At 39.3% G+C, this 18,457-nt stretch carries 18 protein-coding genes; 11 read left to right on the forward strand and 7 right to left on the reverse strand.

The genetic code is table 11. From position 1 onward, the window contains the following. The first annotated feature begins 164 nt into the window (after positions 1 to 164). Together CEQ83_RS10160 and CEQ83_RS10165 are read left to right on the forward strand one after the other, a co-directional pair. Complete coding sequence (locus tag CEQ83_RS10160; RefSeq protein WP_028413565.1) at positions 165 to 524, forward strand: hypothetical protein; 360 nt, start codon at positions 165 to 167, stop codon at positions 522 to 524. Positions 525 to 601: 77 nt separating this feature from the next. Then, positions 602 to 781, forward strand: coding sequence for a small acid-soluble spore protein H (locus tag CEQ83_RS10165; RefSeq protein WP_028413564.1), 180 nt, complete (start codon positions 602 to 604; stop codon positions 779 to 781). A 72-nt stretch (positions 782 to 853) separates the two neighbouring features. On the opposite strand, the gene CEQ83_RS10170 is transcribed toward CEQ83_RS10165, so the two are convergent. Both CEQ83_RS10170 and CEQ83_RS10175 read right to left on the reverse strand, forming a co-directional pair. Continuing rightward, a complete protein-coding gene (locus CEQ83_RS10170; protein WP_028413563.1) occupies positions 854 to 1,924 on the reverse strand; it encodes a DUF3900 domain-containing protein in 1,071 nt (356 codons plus the stop codon). A 161-nt stretch (positions 1,925 to 2,085) separates the two neighbouring features. Continuing rightward, positions 2,086 to 2,988 carry a glutamate biosynthesis transcriptional regulator GltC gene (locus tag CEQ83_RS10175; protein ID WP_013056801.1) on the reverse strand — a complete coding sequence of 301 codons (903 nt, stop codon included), beginning with the start codon at positions 2,986 to 2,988 and terminating at the stop codon, positions 2,086 to 2,088. 134 nt (positions 2,989 to 3,122) lie between these two features. Between CEQ83_RS10175 and gltB the strand changes: the two genes are divergently transcribed. Further along, on the forward strand, positions 3,123 to 7,676 hold the full coding sequence (gltB, locus tag CEQ83_RS10180) for a glutamate synthase large subunit (RefSeq protein ID WP_033578830.1): 4,554 nt from the start codon (positions 3,123 to 3,125) through the stop codon (positions 7,674 to 7,676). Positions 7,677 to 7,692: 16 nt separating this feature from the next. Continuing rightward, positions 7,693 to 9,174, forward strand: a complete 1,482-nt coding sequence (gene gltD / locus CEQ83_RS10185; protein ID WP_013082931.1) for a glutamate synthase small subunit — start codon at positions 7,693 to 7,695, stop codon at positions 9,172 to 9,174. Between the two features lie 33 nt (positions 9,175 to 9,207). On the opposite strand, the gene CEQ83_RS10190 is transcribed toward gltD, so the two are convergent. Further along, complete coding sequence (locus tag CEQ83_RS10190) at positions 9,208 to 9,684, reverse strand: hypothetical protein (RefSeq protein ID WP_155017219.1); 477 nt, start codon at positions 9,682 to 9,684, stop codon at positions 9,208 to 9,210. 52 nt (positions 9,685 to 9,736) lie between these two features. Next, positions 9,737 to 10,207: a staygreen family protein gene (locus CEQ83_RS10195; protein WP_155017220.1), complete on the reverse strand. Its 471-nt coding sequence runs from the start codon at positions 10,205 to 10,207 to the stop codon at positions 9,737 to 9,739. 202 nt (positions 10,208 to 10,409) lie between these two features. On the opposite strand from CEQ83_RS10195, the gene CEQ83_RS10200 reads away from it, so the two are divergent. From CEQ83_RS10200 to CEQ83_RS10210, 3 genes are all read left to right on the forward strand, one after another. Beyond that, positions 10,410 to 11,810 carry a tannase/feruloyl esterase family alpha/beta hydrolase gene (locus tag CEQ83_RS10200; protein ID WP_155017221.1) on the forward strand — a complete coding sequence of 467 codons (1,401 nt, stop codon included), beginning with the start codon at positions 10,410 to 10,412 and terminating at the stop codon, positions 11,808 to 11,810. A 248-nt stretch (positions 11,811 to 12,058) separates the two neighbouring features. Beyond that, positions 12,059 to 12,913: a bifunctional methylenetetrahydrofolate dehydrogenase/methenyltetrahydrofolate cyclohydrolase FolD gene (folD, locus tag CEQ83_RS10205; protein ID WP_028408722.1), complete on the forward strand. Its 855-nt coding sequence runs from the start codon at positions 12,059 to 12,061 to the stop codon at positions 12,911 to 12,913. A gap of 110 nt (positions 12,914 to 13,023) precedes the next feature. Beyond that, entirely contained in the window at positions 13,024 to 13,623 is a 600-nt protein-coding gene (locus CEQ83_RS10210; protein WP_028413558.1) for a DUF3298 and DUF4163 domain-containing protein, read from the forward strand. A 2-nt stretch (positions 13,624 to 13,625) separates the two neighbouring features. On the opposite strand, the gene CEQ83_RS10215 is transcribed toward CEQ83_RS10210, so the two are convergent. Further along, the gene (locus tag CEQ83_RS10215) at positions 13,626 to 13,892 is read right to left on the reverse strand and encodes a hypothetical protein (protein ID WP_028413557.1); all 267 of its coding nucleotides are present in this window, start codon (positions 13,890 to 13,892) and stop codon (positions 13,626 to 13,628) included. A gap of 172 nt (positions 13,893 to 14,064) precedes the next feature. On the opposite strand from CEQ83_RS10215, the gene CEQ83_RS10220 reads away from it, so the two are divergent. Both CEQ83_RS10220 and CEQ83_RS10225 read left to right on the forward strand, forming a co-directional pair. After that, on the forward strand, positions 14,065 to 15,489 hold the full coding sequence (locus CEQ83_RS10220) for a phospholipase D-like domain-containing protein (RefSeq protein ID WP_028413556.1): 1,425 nt from the start codon (positions 14,065 to 14,067) through the stop codon (positions 15,487 to 15,489). 217 nt (positions 15,490 to 15,706) lie between these two features. Further along, the gene (locus CEQ83_RS10225; protein ID WP_048021498.1) at positions 15,707 to 16,186 is read left to right on the forward strand and encodes a GNAT family N-acetyltransferase; all 480 of its coding nucleotides are present in this window, start codon (positions 15,707 to 15,709) and stop codon (positions 16,184 to 16,186) included. 36 nt (positions 16,187 to 16,222) lie between these two features. Here CEQ83_RS10225 and CEQ83_RS27415 read toward each other — a convergent pair whose 3' ends face one another. After that, complete coding sequence (locus tag CEQ83_RS27415; protein WP_306460855.1) at positions 16,223 to 16,510, reverse strand: phospholipase; 288 nt, start codon at positions 16,508 to 16,510, stop codon at positions 16,223 to 16,225. Between the two features lie 99 nt (positions 16,511 to 16,609). After that, on the reverse strand, positions 16,610 to 17,041 hold the full coding sequence (locus CEQ83_RS10230) for a MarR family winged helix-turn-helix transcriptional regulator (protein WP_048021189.1): 432 nt from the start codon (positions 17,039 to 17,041) through the stop codon (positions 16,610 to 16,612). Between the two features lie 190 nt (positions 17,042 to 17,231). Here CEQ83_RS10230 and CEQ83_RS10235 point away from each other — a divergent pair, with 190 nt between their 5' ends. Both CEQ83_RS10235 and CEQ83_RS10240 read left to right on the forward strand, forming a co-directional pair. Next, on the forward strand, positions 17,232 to 17,636 hold the full coding sequence (locus tag CEQ83_RS10235; RefSeq protein ID WP_033578834.1) for a CidA/LrgA family holin-like protein: 405 nt from the start codon (positions 17,232 to 17,234) through the stop codon (positions 17,634 to 17,636). Next, entirely contained in the window at positions 17,606 to 18,298 is a 693-nt protein-coding gene (locus tag CEQ83_RS10240) for an LrgB family protein (protein ID WP_028413552.1), read from the forward strand. The genes CEQ83_RS10235 and CEQ83_RS10240 overlap by 31 nt, the downstream gene beginning before the upstream one ends. Positions 18,299 to 18,457: the final 159 nt, after the last annotated feature.

Consider the following 18,457-nt stretch of genomic DNA (forward strand, 5'->3'; position numbering starts at 1 on the left):
AAGATAAGAAAAATGCTATAGGCACATACCTAAAGACATTCTGTATTTTAAAAAAGGAAAGTATTTTTAAGAGGAAAAAGGAGATAGCAAACCCTTTCTTGAATATGCAAAATAGAAAAGCTTCTTTTTTAGACACTTTATTTAAGAAAGAGGGAAAGTGACCGATGGCTCAAGGGAAACAAAAACCAGCACCTAAAATAGAAGAATCAAAAGCTCCGCCTGCAAAGAAACAAAAGCCGAAGAGCCGCAGCACCAAAAAAGCTCCGCCTCCTACATCGCCCTGGGTAAAAGCTGCTTCCATTTTATCTAACATTGATTTCATTCGTTTGTTTCGCGTGCTGTTTCTTGCTTTGGCGGTTGGTTTTATTGTGTATCAATATATTTTACTTACAAAAGGGGTCTTCATCAAAACATACGTAGACCTTTGGCATCATCACAAAATGATCTTGCTAGCTGGAGCTGCATTTATTATCTATACTTCTTTCATCTTTTACCTTGGCTACCGCACCGCTAAAAAGCGCTAGAACGATTATAAACGGCGAATATCATCCATTCTTTAAGCAAACCTTATATGTATATCAGCATAGAGGGGGGAAGAAACGTGGACAAGCAGCGAGCAAAACAAATTGCTGATTCACCCGTTATGGCTAACGTTACGTATAACGATACGGCCGTTTATATTCAACATGTAAGCGAAGAAAATGATACGGCAAGAATTTATCCGCTAGGTCAGCCGGAAAATGAACAAAATGTTGCGGTGAGTCAATTAGTAGAGAATTAAGGTGGATAAATAGAGCTACTAGTTCAGTTAAATAAAAGGAAGAGAGCAGATACACAGCTCTCTTCCTTTTATTTATTCTTCCCATTTCTTACTGTTAATCTTCTCAATAATCCCGTGCAAATCACCAGGCTTATGAAACTCAATCGGAGACGCGCCTTTTTCAAACAGAATCGATTCCGCTTCAATTAACGCCACGTAGCGTCCGTTCACTTTCGCTAAGTGAATATTCTCCCCAAAATCAGCTAACAGTCCTTTAATCTCGGTTTCGCCAAGCTTCATTTTTAGCTCGGCATCAGGCGTATGCTCGACGATATGAGCAGCGGCTTCCATGACTTGATGGGTATCCAAACGTTCTTGAAGCTCACGCTTTTCGCTTGTTGCCCACAGTTCCATGTCTGATTCAAACTGTTCAAGCTCTACGCTTTCTGCTTCAAGCGTTTCGCTGACGTGTTCACGCACCATATCCATCACTTGTGTTTTCATAATCTCAGGCATGGGCTCGTTGTAATCAATGAATTTCAAAAAGTCTTCAAAATAACGGGCGTGAGACGCTTGGTGGATAACGAGTTCGCTTTCTTCCACCATGCCTTCTTCAGGCATGTATGGGTATTGAATGGATTTCATGTTTTTAGTAGTAATCGCCATTTCTACGTGACGAATAAGGGTTGATTCATCTGAAATTGAAGCCACTTTTGGTTCGAAGTCACATTTTAAAATAAACACAAAAGCATGATCAAAATATTTTCTTGGAACAGCAGATACCACTAAAAATGCTCCTCCTCGAACGGCTGCAGTATCAAGGTATGCATTGATAAACTGTTCGCTGTTTTCTTCAAATTCTTCTTTGGTTGTGGCAAAACGAGTGCGGTGAAATAAATTATAATTAGGGTTTGAGTCGAGAGCGTGTCCCGGTTCAACTATAAAATACCCGAGCTTTGTAGGCACTTGTTCTGCTTTGGGGTGTCGCTCTACTTTGCGCTTTACAATTTTTTTAAATTCACCGTCTAAAAAATCTTTAATGGAACTTTCTTCATATTCTTCCGTATCAAGCGTTTGAAAATGCTTATATTGTTTAGAGGCCTGTTCTTCTTTTCCTTCTACTTGTATTACGTAAAATGATAAAAAATTAATTTTAAAATCCATAGCAGTCACCTTGTTTCTTTTTAGTCAGTTACTTCAGTATAAGAAAGAGTCCGGTAAGCGTCAATGCCTGTTAGCTTTAGGGGAGAGAAGATCTATTTATACAATTGATCAGCTGAGGAATAGTGTATAAAGCAAAGAATAGGAGAGGCAGGGGGCCTCTCTTATTTATACTGTTCCAAACGTTCAAAAAAGGTTTTGACAAACTTATAAAAAATTTTATCAGAAGGTGCTAAATCACGATTTCTAGGAATAATCATTCCGACTGTCCGCTGAAGCTGCGGCGTATGAATAGGAAGTTTAGTCGTAAAACGAGGAGTCGTTTCAGACACTGTACTTTCAGGAAGAAGCGTCACGCCAATTCCTGCGGATACAAGACCTTTAATCGCATCTAAATCTTCTCCTTCAGATGAAATATTGGGCATGAATCCTGCTTGTTTGCAAGCGTCAAAGGCCATTTTATGTAAAATGAATCCTTTTGGAAATAGCACAAAATCTTCATTTCTTAAATCCCGCAGCCGAATGTTATCCCGTTCAGCGAGCGGGTGATGAGAAGGAACAAGGGCTAAAAGATTTTCAGTGAATAGAATATGCCCTTCAATACTCTGATCTTCTACAGGTACAGGGCCTAAAAAAGCGATATTGATATCTCTTTTTTTAACCGATTCAATTAAAAATTTGTACGAACCTTGTCTAAGATGAAAAGCAACATTTGGGTGTTCTTCTTTAAAGGCTGATATAATAGTAGGAAGAAGATGACTAGCAAGGCTTGTTGGAAATCCGATTTTAATCGTTCCTCTTTCGGGATCCAAGTATTCATCAATTTGTTCTTTCGCATAGTCAATAGCTTTCATAGCCGTCTCCGTATGCTCAAGAAAGACTTTTCCTATTGCTGTTAACTTGACATTTCTTCCTTCACGTTTGAATAAACTAACACCTAGCTCAGATTCCAGGTTCGCGATTTGACGGCTGATTGCTGATTGAGCTACATGCAGATATTCTGCGGCCTCAGATACGTGTTCTCTTTTTGCAACTTCCATAAAATAGCGTAATTGACGCAGTTCCATAAGCACCCTCCATCTATATATATCAAAATTAGATTAGTTTTATCTAAATTATATATTGTTTATATTGATTTGAAAACTTACAATGTAAACAGGTGATCTTAAAAAGATAAAGAAAACGAACGGGGGAGAAGAAGATGACATACAATCAAATGCCAAAAGCTCAAGGTCTCTACCGTCCTGAATTTGAGCACGATGCATGTGGAATCGGACTATACGCTCAATTGAAAGGCGTAGCGTCACATGATATCGTTAAAAAAGGACTAAACATGCTTTGCCAGCTTGACCATCGAGGCGGACAGGGAAGTGATCCGCTAACAGGAGATGGAGCTGGATTAATGGTACAAATTCCACACGCGTTCTTTAAAAAGACATGCGTTGAACTGAACTTGCCAGAAAACGGTCGTTATGGAGTTGGAATGATCTTTTTCTCAAATAATGAAGACGAGCGTCGAGAAATTGAAGCTTATATTAATAAATTAATTGAAGAAGAGGGACAAACGTTATTAGGTTGGAGAACTGTGCCTGTAAATGTCGGAAAAATCGGAAAAGTTGCAAAAGAAAGCTGTCCATACGTACGACAAGTATTTATTGGGGCAAATGACAGTATTCAAGATGACTTAGCGTTTGAGCGCAAGCTATATGTTATTCGTAAGCAAGCGGAAAATTGGGCGCAGGCACGTCAAAACCGTTTTTATTTTACAAGTCTTTCAAGCAGAACAATTGTGTACAAAGGGTTGTTAACACCTGAACAAGTGGATGCTTTTTATCTTGACCTACAAGATGAAGACTTTACTTCAGCGTTTGCTTTAGTGCATTCTCGCTTTAGCACAAACACGTTCCCAAGCTGGGAAAGAGCACATCCAAACCGTTATTTAATTCACAACGGTGAAATCAATACGCTTCGCGGTAATCAAAACTGGATGAGAGCGCGTGAACAGCAGTTTGTTTCGGACGCATTTGGTAAGGATTTGCCGAAGGTTCTTCCAATTTTAGATGCTGAAGGAAGCGACTCATCCATGTTAGATAATGCGCTAGAGTTCTTTGTATTGGCCGGCCGCAAGCCAGCCCATGCAGCGATGATGCTTATTCCAGAGCCTTGGTCTGAGAATCCGCACATGTCAAAAGAAAAACGTGCTTTCTATGAGTATCATAGCGCATTAATGGAGCCATGGGATGGTCCGACTGCTATTTCGTTTACGGATGGAAAGCAAATCGGTGCTATTTTAGACCGTAACGGTTTACGTCCAGCTCGCTATTATGTTACAAAAGATGATTACATCATACTTTCATCAGAAGTAGGCGTCATTGATGTTGAAGATGAAAATGTGTTATATAAAGATCGTTTAAGCCCAGGTAAAATGCTTCTAATCGATTTAGAAGAAGGCCGAATTATTTCAGATGAAGAAATTAAATCTGAAATGGCACAGGCTGAGCCTTATCAAGAATGGTTAGATGAACAGCTGGTAACGTTGCCAGAAGTGCAGGAAGAAAAATCTGAATACTTCGATGATTTGGTCATTCGCCAGAAGTCATTTGGCTACACGTATGAAGATATTCATAAATATTTAGTTCCAGTTATTACAGAAGGAAAAGATCCGCTTGGTTCAATGGGTAATGATACTCCATTAGCCGTGTTGTCTGATCGTCCTCAATCGCTGTTCAATTACTTTAAGCAGCTGTTTGCTCAAGTAACGAACCCACCGATTGACGCTATTCGTGAACAGTTGGTTACATCAACAATGACGTTGCTTGGTGCAGAAGGGAATTTACTGCATCCAACCAAAGAAAATATTCATCGAATTCAGCTTGAGACGCCGGTTTTAACAAACGATCAAACTCATCAGCTGAAGTCTGCCATTCATCCAGATTTCAAAAGTGCTGTTATTTCTGCGGTGTTCACAAATGATTTAAAAGCAGATCTTGATCGCGTATTTGCTGAAGCTGAAGCGGCAATTAACGCAGGAGCTAGCATCCTTGTTCTGACAGACCGTGAAGCGGGAGCTCACTCTGTAGCCATTCCAGCTTTATTAGCGGTTAGCGGGCTGCACCAGCACCTAGTGCGAAAAGGAAACCGTACAAAGGCGAGCATTGTAGTGGAAACAGGAGAAGCGCGCGAAGTGCACCATTTTGCAGCACTGATTGGTTACGGAGCAGACGCAATCAATCCATATCTTACTTTTGCAACATATCAAAATGAAATTAACGCAGGTACGTTGAACGTATCGTATGACTATGCTGTTGAGAAATATGTAAAAGCCGTTACTGAAGGTGTTGTAAAAGTAATGTCTAAAATGGGCATTTCAACGGTGCAAAGTTATCGGGGCGCACAAATTTTTGAAGCAGTTGGAATCAGTGCAGAGGTTATCGAGCAATATTTTACAGGTACTGCCTCGCAACTTGGCGGTATCGGTTTAGATGTTATTGCAAAAGAAGCGAAAACGCGTCACGACAATGCTTATGTTGAAACAATTGAGCAAACGTTAGAGTCAGGAAGCGACTTCCAGTGGAGACACACGGGCGAGCATCATGCGTTTAATCCAAAAACAATTCACACGCTGCAGTGGGCTTGCCGTAAGGGAGATTACAGCTTATTTAAAAAATTCTCTGAATCGGCTAATGAAGAACGCATCGGTTTCTTGCGCAACCTATTCTCGTTTAATGGAACGCGTTCATCTATCTCCATTGATGAAGTGGAATCAGTTGATTCGATTGTAAAACGTTTTAAATCAGGTGCTATGTCGTTTGGATCTTTAAGTCAAGAAGCTCATGAAACATTAGCGATTGCGATGAACCGTTTAGGCGCACGCAGTAACAGTGGAGAAGGTGGCGAGCACCCTAGCCGCTACACTGTGGATGAAAATGGAGATAATCGCCGCAGTGCGATTAAACAGATTGCTTCTGGCCGTTTTGGAGTGAAAAGTCATTACCTTGTGAATGCGGATGAGCTTCAAATTAAAATGGCACAAGGTGCAAAACCCGGAGAAGGCGGTCAGCTTCCAGGAAACAAAGTATATCCATGGGTAGCAGATGTGCGTGGATCAACGCCAGGAGTAGGCTTAATTTCACCTCCTCCACACCACGATATTTACTCGATTGAAGATTTAGCACAGCTTATTCATGACTTAAAAAATATAAACCGTGATGCACGAATCAGCGTCAAACTCGTTTCAAAAGCAGGAGTAGGAACGATTGCTGCCGGAGTAGCAAAAGGAGTAGCGGACGTTATCGTTATTAGCGGCTACGACGGAGGTACGGGAGCATCTCCAAAAACAAGTATTAAACATACGGGACTACCGTGGGAACTGGGCTTAGCGGAAGCTCATCAAACGCTTATGTTAAACGGTCTTCGCGAAAAGGTAGTGCTTGAAACAGACGGTAAATTAATGACGGGTAAAGATGTAGTCATGGCAGCACTTTTAGGAGCAGAAGAGTTTGGTTTTGCTACGGCGCCTTTAATTGTTTTAGGCTGTATCATGATGCGTGCGTGTCACTTAGATACATGTCCAGTTGGAGTGGCGACGCAAAACCCAGAGCTTCGTAAAAAGTTCCTAGGAGAAGCGGATCACATCGTTAACTATATGAAATTTGTCGCACAAGAAGTACGCGAAATTATGGCTGAACTTGGATTTAAAACAGTAGATGAAATGGTTGGACGTACAGACGTATTAAGCGTTAGCGAACGTGCAAAAAATCACTGGAAGGCGCAGCACTTAGACTTAACAACTCTTTTATATCAAGCTGAAGGTGTACGTACTTTTAAAACACCTCAAAACCATAAAATTGACGAATCTCTTGATATGCAAAAAATCTTGCCAGCGGTACAGCAAGCAATCGAGCATAAGTATCAAGTCGAGTTAGAACTGCCAATTTCTAATATTAACCGTGTAGCTGGAACAATTGTAGGAAGTGAAGTTACAAAACGTTACGGTGAGAAAGGTCTGCCAGAAGATACGATTACTCTTCGATTCACTGGCTCTGCAGGACAAAGTTTTGGTGCATTTGTTCCAAAAGGAATGTCTATGTATCTAACTGGAGATGCAAATGATTATATCGGAAAAGGGTTATCAGGAGGTAAAATCATCGTTGCTCCACCTAAGGAAACAACAGCTGTGTCAGGTGAAAATGTTATCGTCGGGAACGTGGCATTTTACGGTGCAACAAGCGGTGAAGCTTATGTTAGCGGGCTAGCAGGAGAACGTTTTGCGGTTCGTAACAGCGGTGTGAACGTAGTGGTTGAAGGAATTGGCGATCATGGCTGTGAATATATGACTGGCGGACGCGTTGTCGTATTAGGTGATGTAGGTAAAAACTTCGGTGCGGGAATGTCTGGCGGTATTGCTTACGTATTTGCTGATGATCAAGAAGCATTCAAAAACCTTTGTAATAAAGACATGATTGGGTTTGAGAGCTTAAAAGGAGAAGAAGCAGAAGAAGTAAAAGAGATGATTGCAAATCACCTAAAATATACTGACAGTCATAAAGCAGCATTTGTATTAGAAAATTGGGAAGAATCGCTTTCGAAATTTGTAAAAGTGATTCCGAATGATTATAAACGCATGATGAATCGCATTGAAGAGCAAAAAGCAGCTGGGTTAACGGAAGAAGAAGCAGCTATGAGTGCATTTGAGGAAAATGCAAAACAAGAAAAGAAAGCATCGGCAAAACAACAAGAAGCGGTAGCTCAGTAAGAAAGGGGAGAGTACGATGGGAAAACCAACAGGATTTATGGAAATCAAACGTGAAAAAGGGAAGGAACGTGACCCGTTAAAACGTTTAGGTGATTGGAAAGAGTATGCTGCTCCTTTATCTGATGAAGCGCTAAGCCGTCAAGGAGCACGATGTATGGATTGTGGCACACCTTTTTGCCACATGGGAATGGATATTAATGCTTTTACTTCTGGATGTCCAATCTATAACTTAATTCCAGAGTGGAATGATTTAGTTTATAAAGGACGCTGGAAAGAAGCTTTAGAGCGTTTAATGAAAACGAACAACTTCCCGGAGTTTACAGGACGCGTTTGTCCTGCTCCGTGTGAAGGTTCCTGTACGCTTGCTATTTCAGATCCAGCGGTTTCGATCAAGAATATCGAACGCGCTATTATTGATAAAGGCTTTGAGAATGGGTGGATTACTCCGCGTATTCCGGAGAAAAGAACAGGCAAAAAAATTGCTGTTATTGGCTCTGGGCCAGCAGGCTTAGCGAGCGCAGATCAGCTGAATCAAGCGGGTCATTCAGTAACGGTATATGAAAGAGCAGATCGTGCCGGTGGTTTATTAACATATGGAATTCCGAATATGAAGCTAGATAAAGAAGTAGTGGAAAGACGTGTTCGCTTATTGACACAAGAAGGTATTGATTTTGTAACGAATACGGAAGTTGGAAAAGACATTACTGCTGAAGAGTTAAAAGAACAATATGATGCTGTCATTTTGTGTACAGGAGCTCAGAAGCAAAGAGATCTAGTATTAGAAGGCCGTGAAGCAAAAGGAGTTCACTTTGCAATGGACTACTTAACAACTTCAACAAAAAGCCTTTTAGATTCTAACTTCAAAGATGGTCAATTTATTGATGCTGAAGGAAAAGACGTTATTGTTATTGGAGGCGGAGACACGGGAGCTGACTGTGTAGCTACTGCTCTTCGTCAAAAATGCCGCAGCGTTGTTCAGTTTGGTAAACATCCTCAGCTTCCTGCTGAGCGTACGGCAGATAATATGTGGCCTGAATATCCACATGTATTTAATCTTGAATATGCTTATGAAGAAGCACAGGCGAAATTTGGGGACGATCCACGTGAATATTCAATTCAAACGAAAAAAATCGTGGCAGATGAGCAAGGCAATCTGAAAGAACTTCATACGGTTCAAATGGAAAAAGTAAAAGGTGAAAATGGACAGTACATCTTTACCGAAATTCCAGGAACAGAAAAAGTATGGCCAGCTCAGCTTGTCTTTATTGCGATTGGGTTTGAAGGTCCAGAGCATCCGGTCCTATCAGCGTTTGGTGTTGAAACGAAAAATCGTCGCGTAGATGCAGCGTATGGAAATTACAAAACAAATGTTGAAGGTGTTTTTGCTGCTGGTGATGCTCGTCGTGGGCAAAGTTTAATCGTATGGGCTATTCATGAAGGTCGTGAAGTAGCTAAACAAGTTGATAGCCATCTAATGGGAGCAACTGTATTACCATAACAAAAAACCGTCACAATTGTGGCGGTTTTTTGTTTATCTAGGATTTGGCACTTCATTTCCTCTACGTAAATTTTCAAATGAAACGGTTAAAATCGTGTTAGTAATTCGAACTTGTGAAACAGGGGAAACGCTGTATAAGTTAAAAAGTTCAAATATCCAGGGATCACGTTTTTTTAGCTGTCGCGCGGCTTTTTCGACGCGTTCGTTAATAGATCCGCTGTAATTGTTATAGTTATCATCAACAAATCTTACAATGGAACGAAATAAGTATTCTGTTAGTTTGCTATCCATCCCACCTCGTTGAGCATCTCTGTAGATGGACTGATACTGGCGTTTTAAAATTTTCATCACTCTGTCTACATCGCGTGTAGATCTAACTTCTTCTTCATGCAGGATATAAGAAAATAAGTCTTCATTGTATCTATAAGGTTCTAAATAATTTTCATTCGTAGTAGGAACCACTGGATGGTAGTAGCGCGGCATATAGGGGTAAACCCATTGACTGTACATGAGACATTCACACCTTCCTCGTTCATTTTCCATTAGTTTATGCACTAGCGTGCTAGCTGCTGCATGTTTGTTTTAAATAAAATTTAGGGGTTTGATAATAGGACCACCCTCTAAATTCTTGATAAGTCGATACAAAATAAATGTAAATCGGTGTATTTAGCAAGTCTGGATAATGTTGAAAAAACACTTGGTCTCCGTAAAATATTGCTTCTAAAGCAAGCGGAAGCTCCCGGCGGAAAATGTGATAACGAAGCTGTGCTTGCTCGCGGCTGAACTCACCTCCGCTAACAAAAACTTCGCCTTGAATAACTGCTTGTCGGTCTGTTACGTGAAGAGCAGCTAGTACTTCATCACGCATATTTTTATCTATCGCCTTGTTGTTATATGAGCATCCGATGCTTAAAAAAAGCTGACCGGTTGTATCAGAATGAGTAAGAGTATATTTTCTTCCAGAAACCGGATAGGAGGAAGTAGCAGGGGGAATGAGAGTCGTAGAGAGTTTTGAAGAATTAAACGAACTCATAGTCATTGACACTCCTTTTTTTGAATAAATTTCAATATTATACGGCGCTATGGGCTCAGATGTGATAAATGTCTACTTTCTTTCTGCAACAAAGGCGTTTTGATGTACTTTTTGAGAAATGAATGGTAATATTTAACTAAAATTATGCGTGTACAGTCCCCGAAGATTGTCTTCAAAAGCAAATGTGAATGGAGGTTATCACTTGAATATCACAACGTTTGACGGTAAGTATGGAAACTGGTTAACGACTAAAAACCCTCTTCAATTTCAAGCAGCGACTGCCTATGGGAACATTGGGCTGGCTCCTATCTATTGGGGAACAAAAGAAGAAAAAAATGGATGGTATTACATGTATCAGCCTGAAGAAATAACGGGCGTTCAAGTAGAAGGTGAAGTTGATGGTGGTAAATTTCTCATTCGAATTCCTGATGACTGGAATGGAAAGTTAGTTATGTCGGGAGTTCCAGCTACCAGAGATGAGAAATCAACGGATTTACTGTTCAGCGACTATGTGTTGGCAAAAGGGTTTGCGTTTGCTGCTTCTGATAAAGGAACACAGGGAGAAGAAGTGAGAGATGATCCATTTGCTAAAGCAAAAAACGCTCTAGTCAAAGAAGAAGACTCCATTAGAAAATGGCATATTCAATACCGAGAAGTGACAAAAATTGCTCAGAGATTTTTGTTTGAAAATTATCGTCACAAACTCCAGAAAGAATTGACAGAATATTTTGATATAAAAACGTATGCTTTAGGTATTTCTAATGGGGGTTATGTTGTTCGCTATGCTTTAGAAAACGATGGGAAAAATGGAGAGCCTCAGCTTTTTAATGGAGGGGTTGAATGGGAAGGGGTTATGTGGCGAGCTGATCACGATAACTTGATCACTTCCCTAACACCTGTTGTAAATCATGCCGAAGAAGCACTGTATACGGTAGGTGAATCGCAAAAAGAAGCTTTGCACCGGTTGTATCAAGCAGGGTTGCCAAAAGGATCTGAGTTTTTATGGCCATATCATGACCAGTATTATTGGTTTTTAACGCTTAATATATATAGAGATGAGTTTGACAGTCAAGCACCTGGAAGCATTCCGTGGCAAAAATACTTGACGCTTTTTGAAAACGGAGTTAGAGATCGTTCGTTAGATTCTATTTTTAAAAAGTATGATTATCAAGAAAGACCACAAGATGTTAAGCAAAAAGTTCGTGAAATTGAAAATACAGGTGATATTTCCGTTCCGTTGATAAGCATTACAGGGTCGTTAGATGCTCTTATTTTTCCGGATATTCATGCTTATCCTTATGAACAACTGGTAAAAGATTCTGGTAAGCAGCACCTTCATCGTCACTACGTAATTGAAAATGGAAACCATATTGATAGCTTAGTATGGAATCATCAAATTGATCCAGATCGAAAGCTTCAGCCTCTCCTTCCTTATGTGTATCAAGGATTTGAACTGCTATGTGATTGGGTGGAGAATTTTGAAGAACCTCCGAAAAATAAGAAAATAAGTGTGCCTCTCAAGGAAATGCATGTAAAGGATCTAAAAACAGAGGAAGACGTGCTGCCGTTGACTACAAAGAAAAGCATATCAACAAAAAAATAAATCGTCGAAAACCGTGCCGAAGGCGCGGTTTTTAATTTAGAAAAGCAACATTTGAATAAAAACAGCTTCTATGAATACAAAATATTATAGTGCGATAAGAATGGAATATACGTTATTTGTTATTTATTTTTATCTATTTAAAATAAAAATAATAAAAACATTGAACAAAACCGAACTTTTGTGTTAGATTAATAACTATAATTCGTACATTTATTAAATGGCTACAGTTGAAAGGAGCAAAAAACATCATGACAGCGAAAGTAATTAAAGGAAAAGAAGTAGCGCAAGAACTGCGCGCCGCATTAAAAGAAGAGGTAGCTCAATTAAAAACAAAAGGTATCGTTCCTGGTTTAACCGTAATTTTAGTAGGAGAAAATCCTGCTTCCCAATCATATGTAAAAGCAAAAGCAAAGGCTTGTGAAGAAATCGGTGTTGCGTCTGAAATTATCAAACGTGACGTAACGATTACGGAAGAAGAGCTTTTAAACGAAATCCATCACTTGAATGGAAATCCATCTGTTCATGGTATTCTTATTCAACTTCCATTACCAAAACATATTGATGAAAAAGCAGTATTAAATGCTGTATCTCCTAAAAAAGATGTAGATGGCTTCCACCCAGTAAGCGTAGGGAATATGGTCATTGGCGATGAGTGCTATTTACCATGTACACCACACGGTATCGTTGAGTTAATTAAACGTTCAGGTGAAGAAATTTCAGGTAAACATGCGGTAGTAATTGGACGAAGCAATATTGTTGGTAAACCAGTATCCATGCTGTTACTTCAAGAAAGTGCAACGGTAACAATTGCTCACTCTCGCACAAAAGATTTATCTGCTTTAACAAAACAAGCTGATATTCTTGTGTCAGCTGTAGGACAACCTAGACTTATCAAAGCAGATGATATTAAGCCGGGTGCCATTGTAATTGATGTAGGTAACACAATGGAAAATGGTAAACTCGTTGGTGATGTTGATTACGAAGCGGCTTTAGAAGTTGCAGGTTATATCACACCAGTACCAGGAGGCGTTGGTCCGATGACCATCACAATGCTATTAAAAAATACGGTAGACGCTGCTAAAACAATTAACAACGTAAAATAATAGAAAGTTAAAAATCCCGTGCGTATATGCACGGGATTTTTTTGCTTCAGTAATGGAATGAAAGCTAAAAGAATAGAATGTAACATTCTGTATAGAAAGAGGAGGAAGCGATGGTTACGTTACCTGCAACGGTATATTCTCAACAAATAGTGAAGAAAAAGTTAAACGTTTACTATCCAGCTGTTCATTTGACTAATCCAGCTGTTCAGCACAGCATTAACAGTAAGATCTTGCAGCGTACGAATGAATTAATTCGTCAGCAGGGATATGAAGAAAATCCGGATACAGAAGAAACGGGTTATTATGAGTTGAAAACAAACGAGCGAAATGTGCTCAGCTTAACGCTTGTCAATTTTGCTTATTCCGGGGGAGCGCACGGATTGACCGTGGTAGTTCCGTTAACGTTTAATGTGCTGACTGGAAAAACGTATCAACTAAAAGATTTGTTTAAAAAAGACAGTAATTACGTAAGTGTTCTTTCTAAAATAGTAGGAGCGCAAATAAAAGAGCGCGATATTATGGTTCTTGGAGAATATAAAGGAATTAAACCAGATCAGGATTTTTATATCGCCGATAAATCACTTGTACTATTTTATCAGCTGTATGACCTGGCTCCTTACGCATATGGAATTCCTTACTTTCCAATTTCTATCTATGCTATTCAAGATATTATTGCAGATGAAAGTCCACTTGGACAAATGTTTGGATAAAGTTATAAAAAATTGCGGTGCGGCCGTACGTATCTTTTTAATTCGGCCGCTAACTGCTGACGAAGCGAACGAACGCCAATCGCTTCAGCAATATCTTTTGCTACAGGAAACACTCCGATTTTAGTGATATGAACGCGAAGATAACCCTCGTACAAGCATCCTCGCTCCGCATGCTTGATTTTGGTGCGTACAACAGCTTCTATTTTATCGTTTTCATTTTGCAAAGGGTAAGAATCTGTAATATGAAAACGAAAAGAATATTCCTCCATCACCATCATCCTTTTTTCTATGATATGTACTAGCATACTATACAAATAGTGAATCAGAAAAAATAAATGTGTCAAAAGAACAAAGCGCAAAGTAATCAAGGAAGCAGTTTCTTGCATGTAATGATCATTATTTGTGAACGATAACAGAAAAAGACAAAAAGCTGGAGTTGCGATGATAAAAATAGCATTCAAAGGATTACTTATTATTTTATCTTTATATATTCTGTATGTGGTTATAACGGCGGTGGTTCTCTTTTATGTACCTTTAAAAATAGGAGAGGAAACGACCTCAATTAAACCGGCTAGCTTTTTTGGTCACAGTGAGTCTACGGACCGAGTGAGACTTCTTGAAGATGGTTATGAGGCAGGAAGAGTTCGTATTCAAATGATTCAACAAGCTGAGAAATCGATTGATATTGCTTATTACTCAATAGGAAAAGGAGAGTCAACTGATTTAATTATGGCCGCTCTTTTTAAAGCAGCTGATCGAGGCGTCCATACTCGCGTTCTTTTGGATGGGATAGCTAACGGCTTACGGGGAAACCGAAGGGGCGTGCTCTATGCATTAGCTTCACATCCTAATATTGAAGTGAAGTATTACGAACCGTTTCAATTGTTTAAACCTTGGGCGTGGCAAAATCGTATGCATGACAAAATAATGGTTGTAGACGGACAGCTAGGCATAATAGGGGGACGGAATATAGGGGACAAATATTTGGCTAAAAAGCCTCCTCCACACTTCGTCTATGATCGTGATGTCTTTATTACAAACAGTAAACATAAACAAGATAGCGTCATCACTCAAATGCAAAATTATATAAATGAATTATGGGCTCATCCCTACACTAAAAAAGCTTTTCATCATCTCACACAGTACCAGGTTGATCAGGGGAAGAGGATGAAAGCTTTGCTGCTGCAGCAATATGATAAAGCTAAGCAAGTAGGAGAAACGTTTGCGACCCCCAAGATTAATTGGAATGCTTCCACCGTTTCTACAAAGCGTGTTTCTTTTATTCATAATCCAATTGAACGCTTTAATAAACGACCTTTTATGTGGAAAACGTTTATTAACCTAGCAGAAGAAGCTAACCGCTCTGTTCTTATTCAAAGTCCTTATGTGGTGCCCACCAATGCGATGAGAAAGTATACAGCCATGAAAAAGAAGCCAGACGTTCAATGGACGCTACTCACAAATTCAGTTACATCTACGCCCAATGTGTTGGCTTTTTCCGGATATATTAGTATGCGTGATACGATTATGAAGACAGGTGTAAAGCTTTACGAATACCAAGGACCTTATTCGATCCATGCAAAGTCTGTGATTTATGATCAAAGACTTAGCGCCGTAGGCTCTTTTAATTTAGATTCCCGTTCTACATTTTTGAATAACGAATCAATGGTCATTATCGATAGTCAAAAATTTGCAAAAGAGTTGACGATGGCGATGGAAAACAAAATGGATAAAAGTATTCTTATTGCCAATCACAAGCGCTGGGTTAAACCTCCTGAAATCCAAAAGAAAGAAGAGCCTGTTATGAAGCGTACCTTACTGTATACCCTTGCAAAAGTAACGAGGTTTTTTAAGGAGTTTATTTAAACAACCGGCAGTAGAAAAAAAGTACTCAATGAACATTCATTGAGTACTTTTTGTTACATACTTTATAAATAAGCTCATACAACGATCACATCACGTAAATTATCCTCTTTTATTTATTGGGAGAATTAGGTAGTATAAACATAATAAACAAAAAGGAGGAAGGTACGTGGAAGCCGCTGTTTTAATTAAACCAGATGCAGCTTATAAAAAGGCTTATATGAGCTTTTATCATGAATGGAAAGCAAGCGGAGAAAAAATGATTCCGTGGGTCATTGCTAAAGATCCTGCTTACTTTGAAAAAATGGTTCAAGAGTTATTAGATGCAGAAAAAGGGATCGGATTAAAAAAAGGATTTGTACCCGATTCCACCTACTGGCTAATGCATCACGAAAGAGTAATAGGCGTAGTTAATATCCGCCATGAGCTAAGTGAAATACTTCGAAACAGCGGAGGACATATAGGGTATGGTATTCGGCCAAGTGAAAGACAAAAAGGATATGCCAAGCTGCTACTGAGGTTATCTCTTCAAGAGATTAAAAAGCTGGGAGTTCAACGGGCATTAGTTGTGTGTGATGATTGGAACACTGCTTCTCGTCGAACTATTCTGGCAAACGGTGGTATACAAGACGAGGATTATATAGAAGAGGACGGGGCTATTGTTCAACGCTTTTGGATTCATACGGATAAAATGGCATAAAAAAGAGATGAATTTTTTAATTCACCTCTTTTCTGCTTAGTCATATTGTTTTAAAGCTAACTTCAGCCGCATATAGGTATACATAGCGTATGCCTGTCTTCCTTTTAAACTGTAAGGATTTGCTTTGGAGCAAAGACACTCAAGAAATTGCTCATCACATGAGCGGCATGATCCGTAATCTTCATAGCATAAATCATGGTATTTACAGCAGCAGTCTACATCATTTACAGGACATCCCGGACCACTGCATCCGGGGCCACACCATTTATAGCCGGGGAAGAGGCAGGGCGTGGCTTTCCGTTTATTCGGAACAGACATAATCATACATCCTTTTCAATAGTCTCTTTACATTAAATGCAAAAAAGAGAAAAGAGAAAGGGACAAACACCTTGCAGCAGTAGCCTAATTTTCATGAATTTCTATTTAATCGATAAATGCGTCATTCATCCGCATTAATAGTTTGCCAAATAGCTCCTTTTCTTCACTTGACCATTTTTTTAACATACTATGATAGCGTTCAAGGCGCATTTGCTTATCAGTTTGCAGCATTTGTTTCCCGTGTGTTGTGATGTCAAATAGGCTGACTCGTCCATCCGAAGGATCAGAGGAGCGAGAAATAAGCTTTTTATTTTCTAAAGCAGCAGCCTGTCTAGAAAGAGTTGAAATGTCGAGTTTAAATGCTTCTGCCAGTTCTTTTACACGAGCTGGTCCAAATTCATCTAATTGCCGCAGCAATAAATAAGCTGATCTTTCTAGGTTTCCTATTTTATTTTCGGAATTATCAAGATAGACCGCTCGTCTAATAAAGGTAGTAAGTTCATATTCAATCAATTCAATTGAATTCTTTTCTTGCATTATAATCGCCCCTTACAAAATCATTCATTGACAAAGAAATATATACTTGTATAATACAAATGTATATATAGTTGTATAGTACAAGTAAAAGTAGGTAAAGTAAAGGTGTTTATATAGTTAAATGTTAGACAACATGACAAAATAAAGAGAGGAGGGCAGCTGTTCTTTATTTATAGGACAGTGACCTATAATGAAAGTGATACGAATCATTTTACAAATTGCGATTCTTTATGCTTTTTCTATGATTGGCGAAGCTGTTCACCATATGCTTCATCTACCTATTCCAGGCAGTATTATAGGCTTAATTTTAATGCTCATTTGCTTAACGTGCAAAGTTGTTCCCATCAAAATAATTGAAGACGGAGCAAGTTTCTTGTTATCTTTTTTACCGCTATTATTCATACCAGCTATGGCAGGTGTGATGAATTATCCTTCGCTTCTTTCAAGCAGCGGAGCGGTTTTATTTTTAATTATTGTGCTTAGTACGATTGTTACGATGGCCGCTGCAGGGACTGCCAGCCAACTTTTGGAAAAGAAAGCGAACAAACGAAAGGAGAAACAACAGTGCAAGAATTCTTTATCGCGGTCTTTATAATCGTAGCTACAGTTGCTTTGTATCTAGTCATGGCAAAAGTATACGTGCGGTTCTCCTATCCGATTCTTATTCCTGTTTTAACTACAACCATATTCGTTATTCTTCTTTTGCTTGCTTTTCATGTTTCCTATGATGAGTATATGATTGGAGGCAAATGGATTAATTCACTTCTAGGACCAGCGGTTGTTGCATTAGCGTATCCACTCTATAAACAGCGTGAGATGCTAGTAAAATACAGCGTTCCTATTATTGGAGGGGTATTTGTAGGGTTATTCGCAGGCATGATCAGCGGACTTGTGTTTGCTGAAGTATTTGGCGTTGATCGAAGCCTGATTTTATCCATTATTCCTAAGTCTATTACTACTCCTGTAGCGATTCAGATCGCCACAGGGCTAGGGGGCGTTCCATCGATGACCGTGGTATTTGTTATGATCGCAGGTTTTTCTGGAGTAATCCTTGGACCGCTACTTTTAAAATGGATTCGGATCAAGAGTTCTTTAGGAAAAGGAATTGCATTAGGCAGTGCTTCTCATGCGCTAGGAACTTCTAAAGCATTTGAATACGGTGAGCTAACGGTATCGATGAGTTCAGTATCAATGACGTTAAGCGCTGTATTAGGATCCGTTTTTGGGCCAATTGTTGTCTGGCTATTCCAAGTGTAAGGCGAGATAAAAGAAAGTGAATATAAAAAACGAGGCTGAGACAAAAGTATGTTAGTTAAAGTTGAACACGAACGATCTATTGAAAGGTGATGGATAGTTCGTGTTTTTTTATGCTCATCGTAAACGTAGATTTAATGTATGTACTGGCTTCTAACTGTT

It is taken from the genome of Priestia megaterium (assembly GCF_009497655.1).
Lineage (GTDB): Bacteria > Bacillota > Bacilli > Bacillales > Bacillaceae_H > Priestia > Priestia zanthoxyli.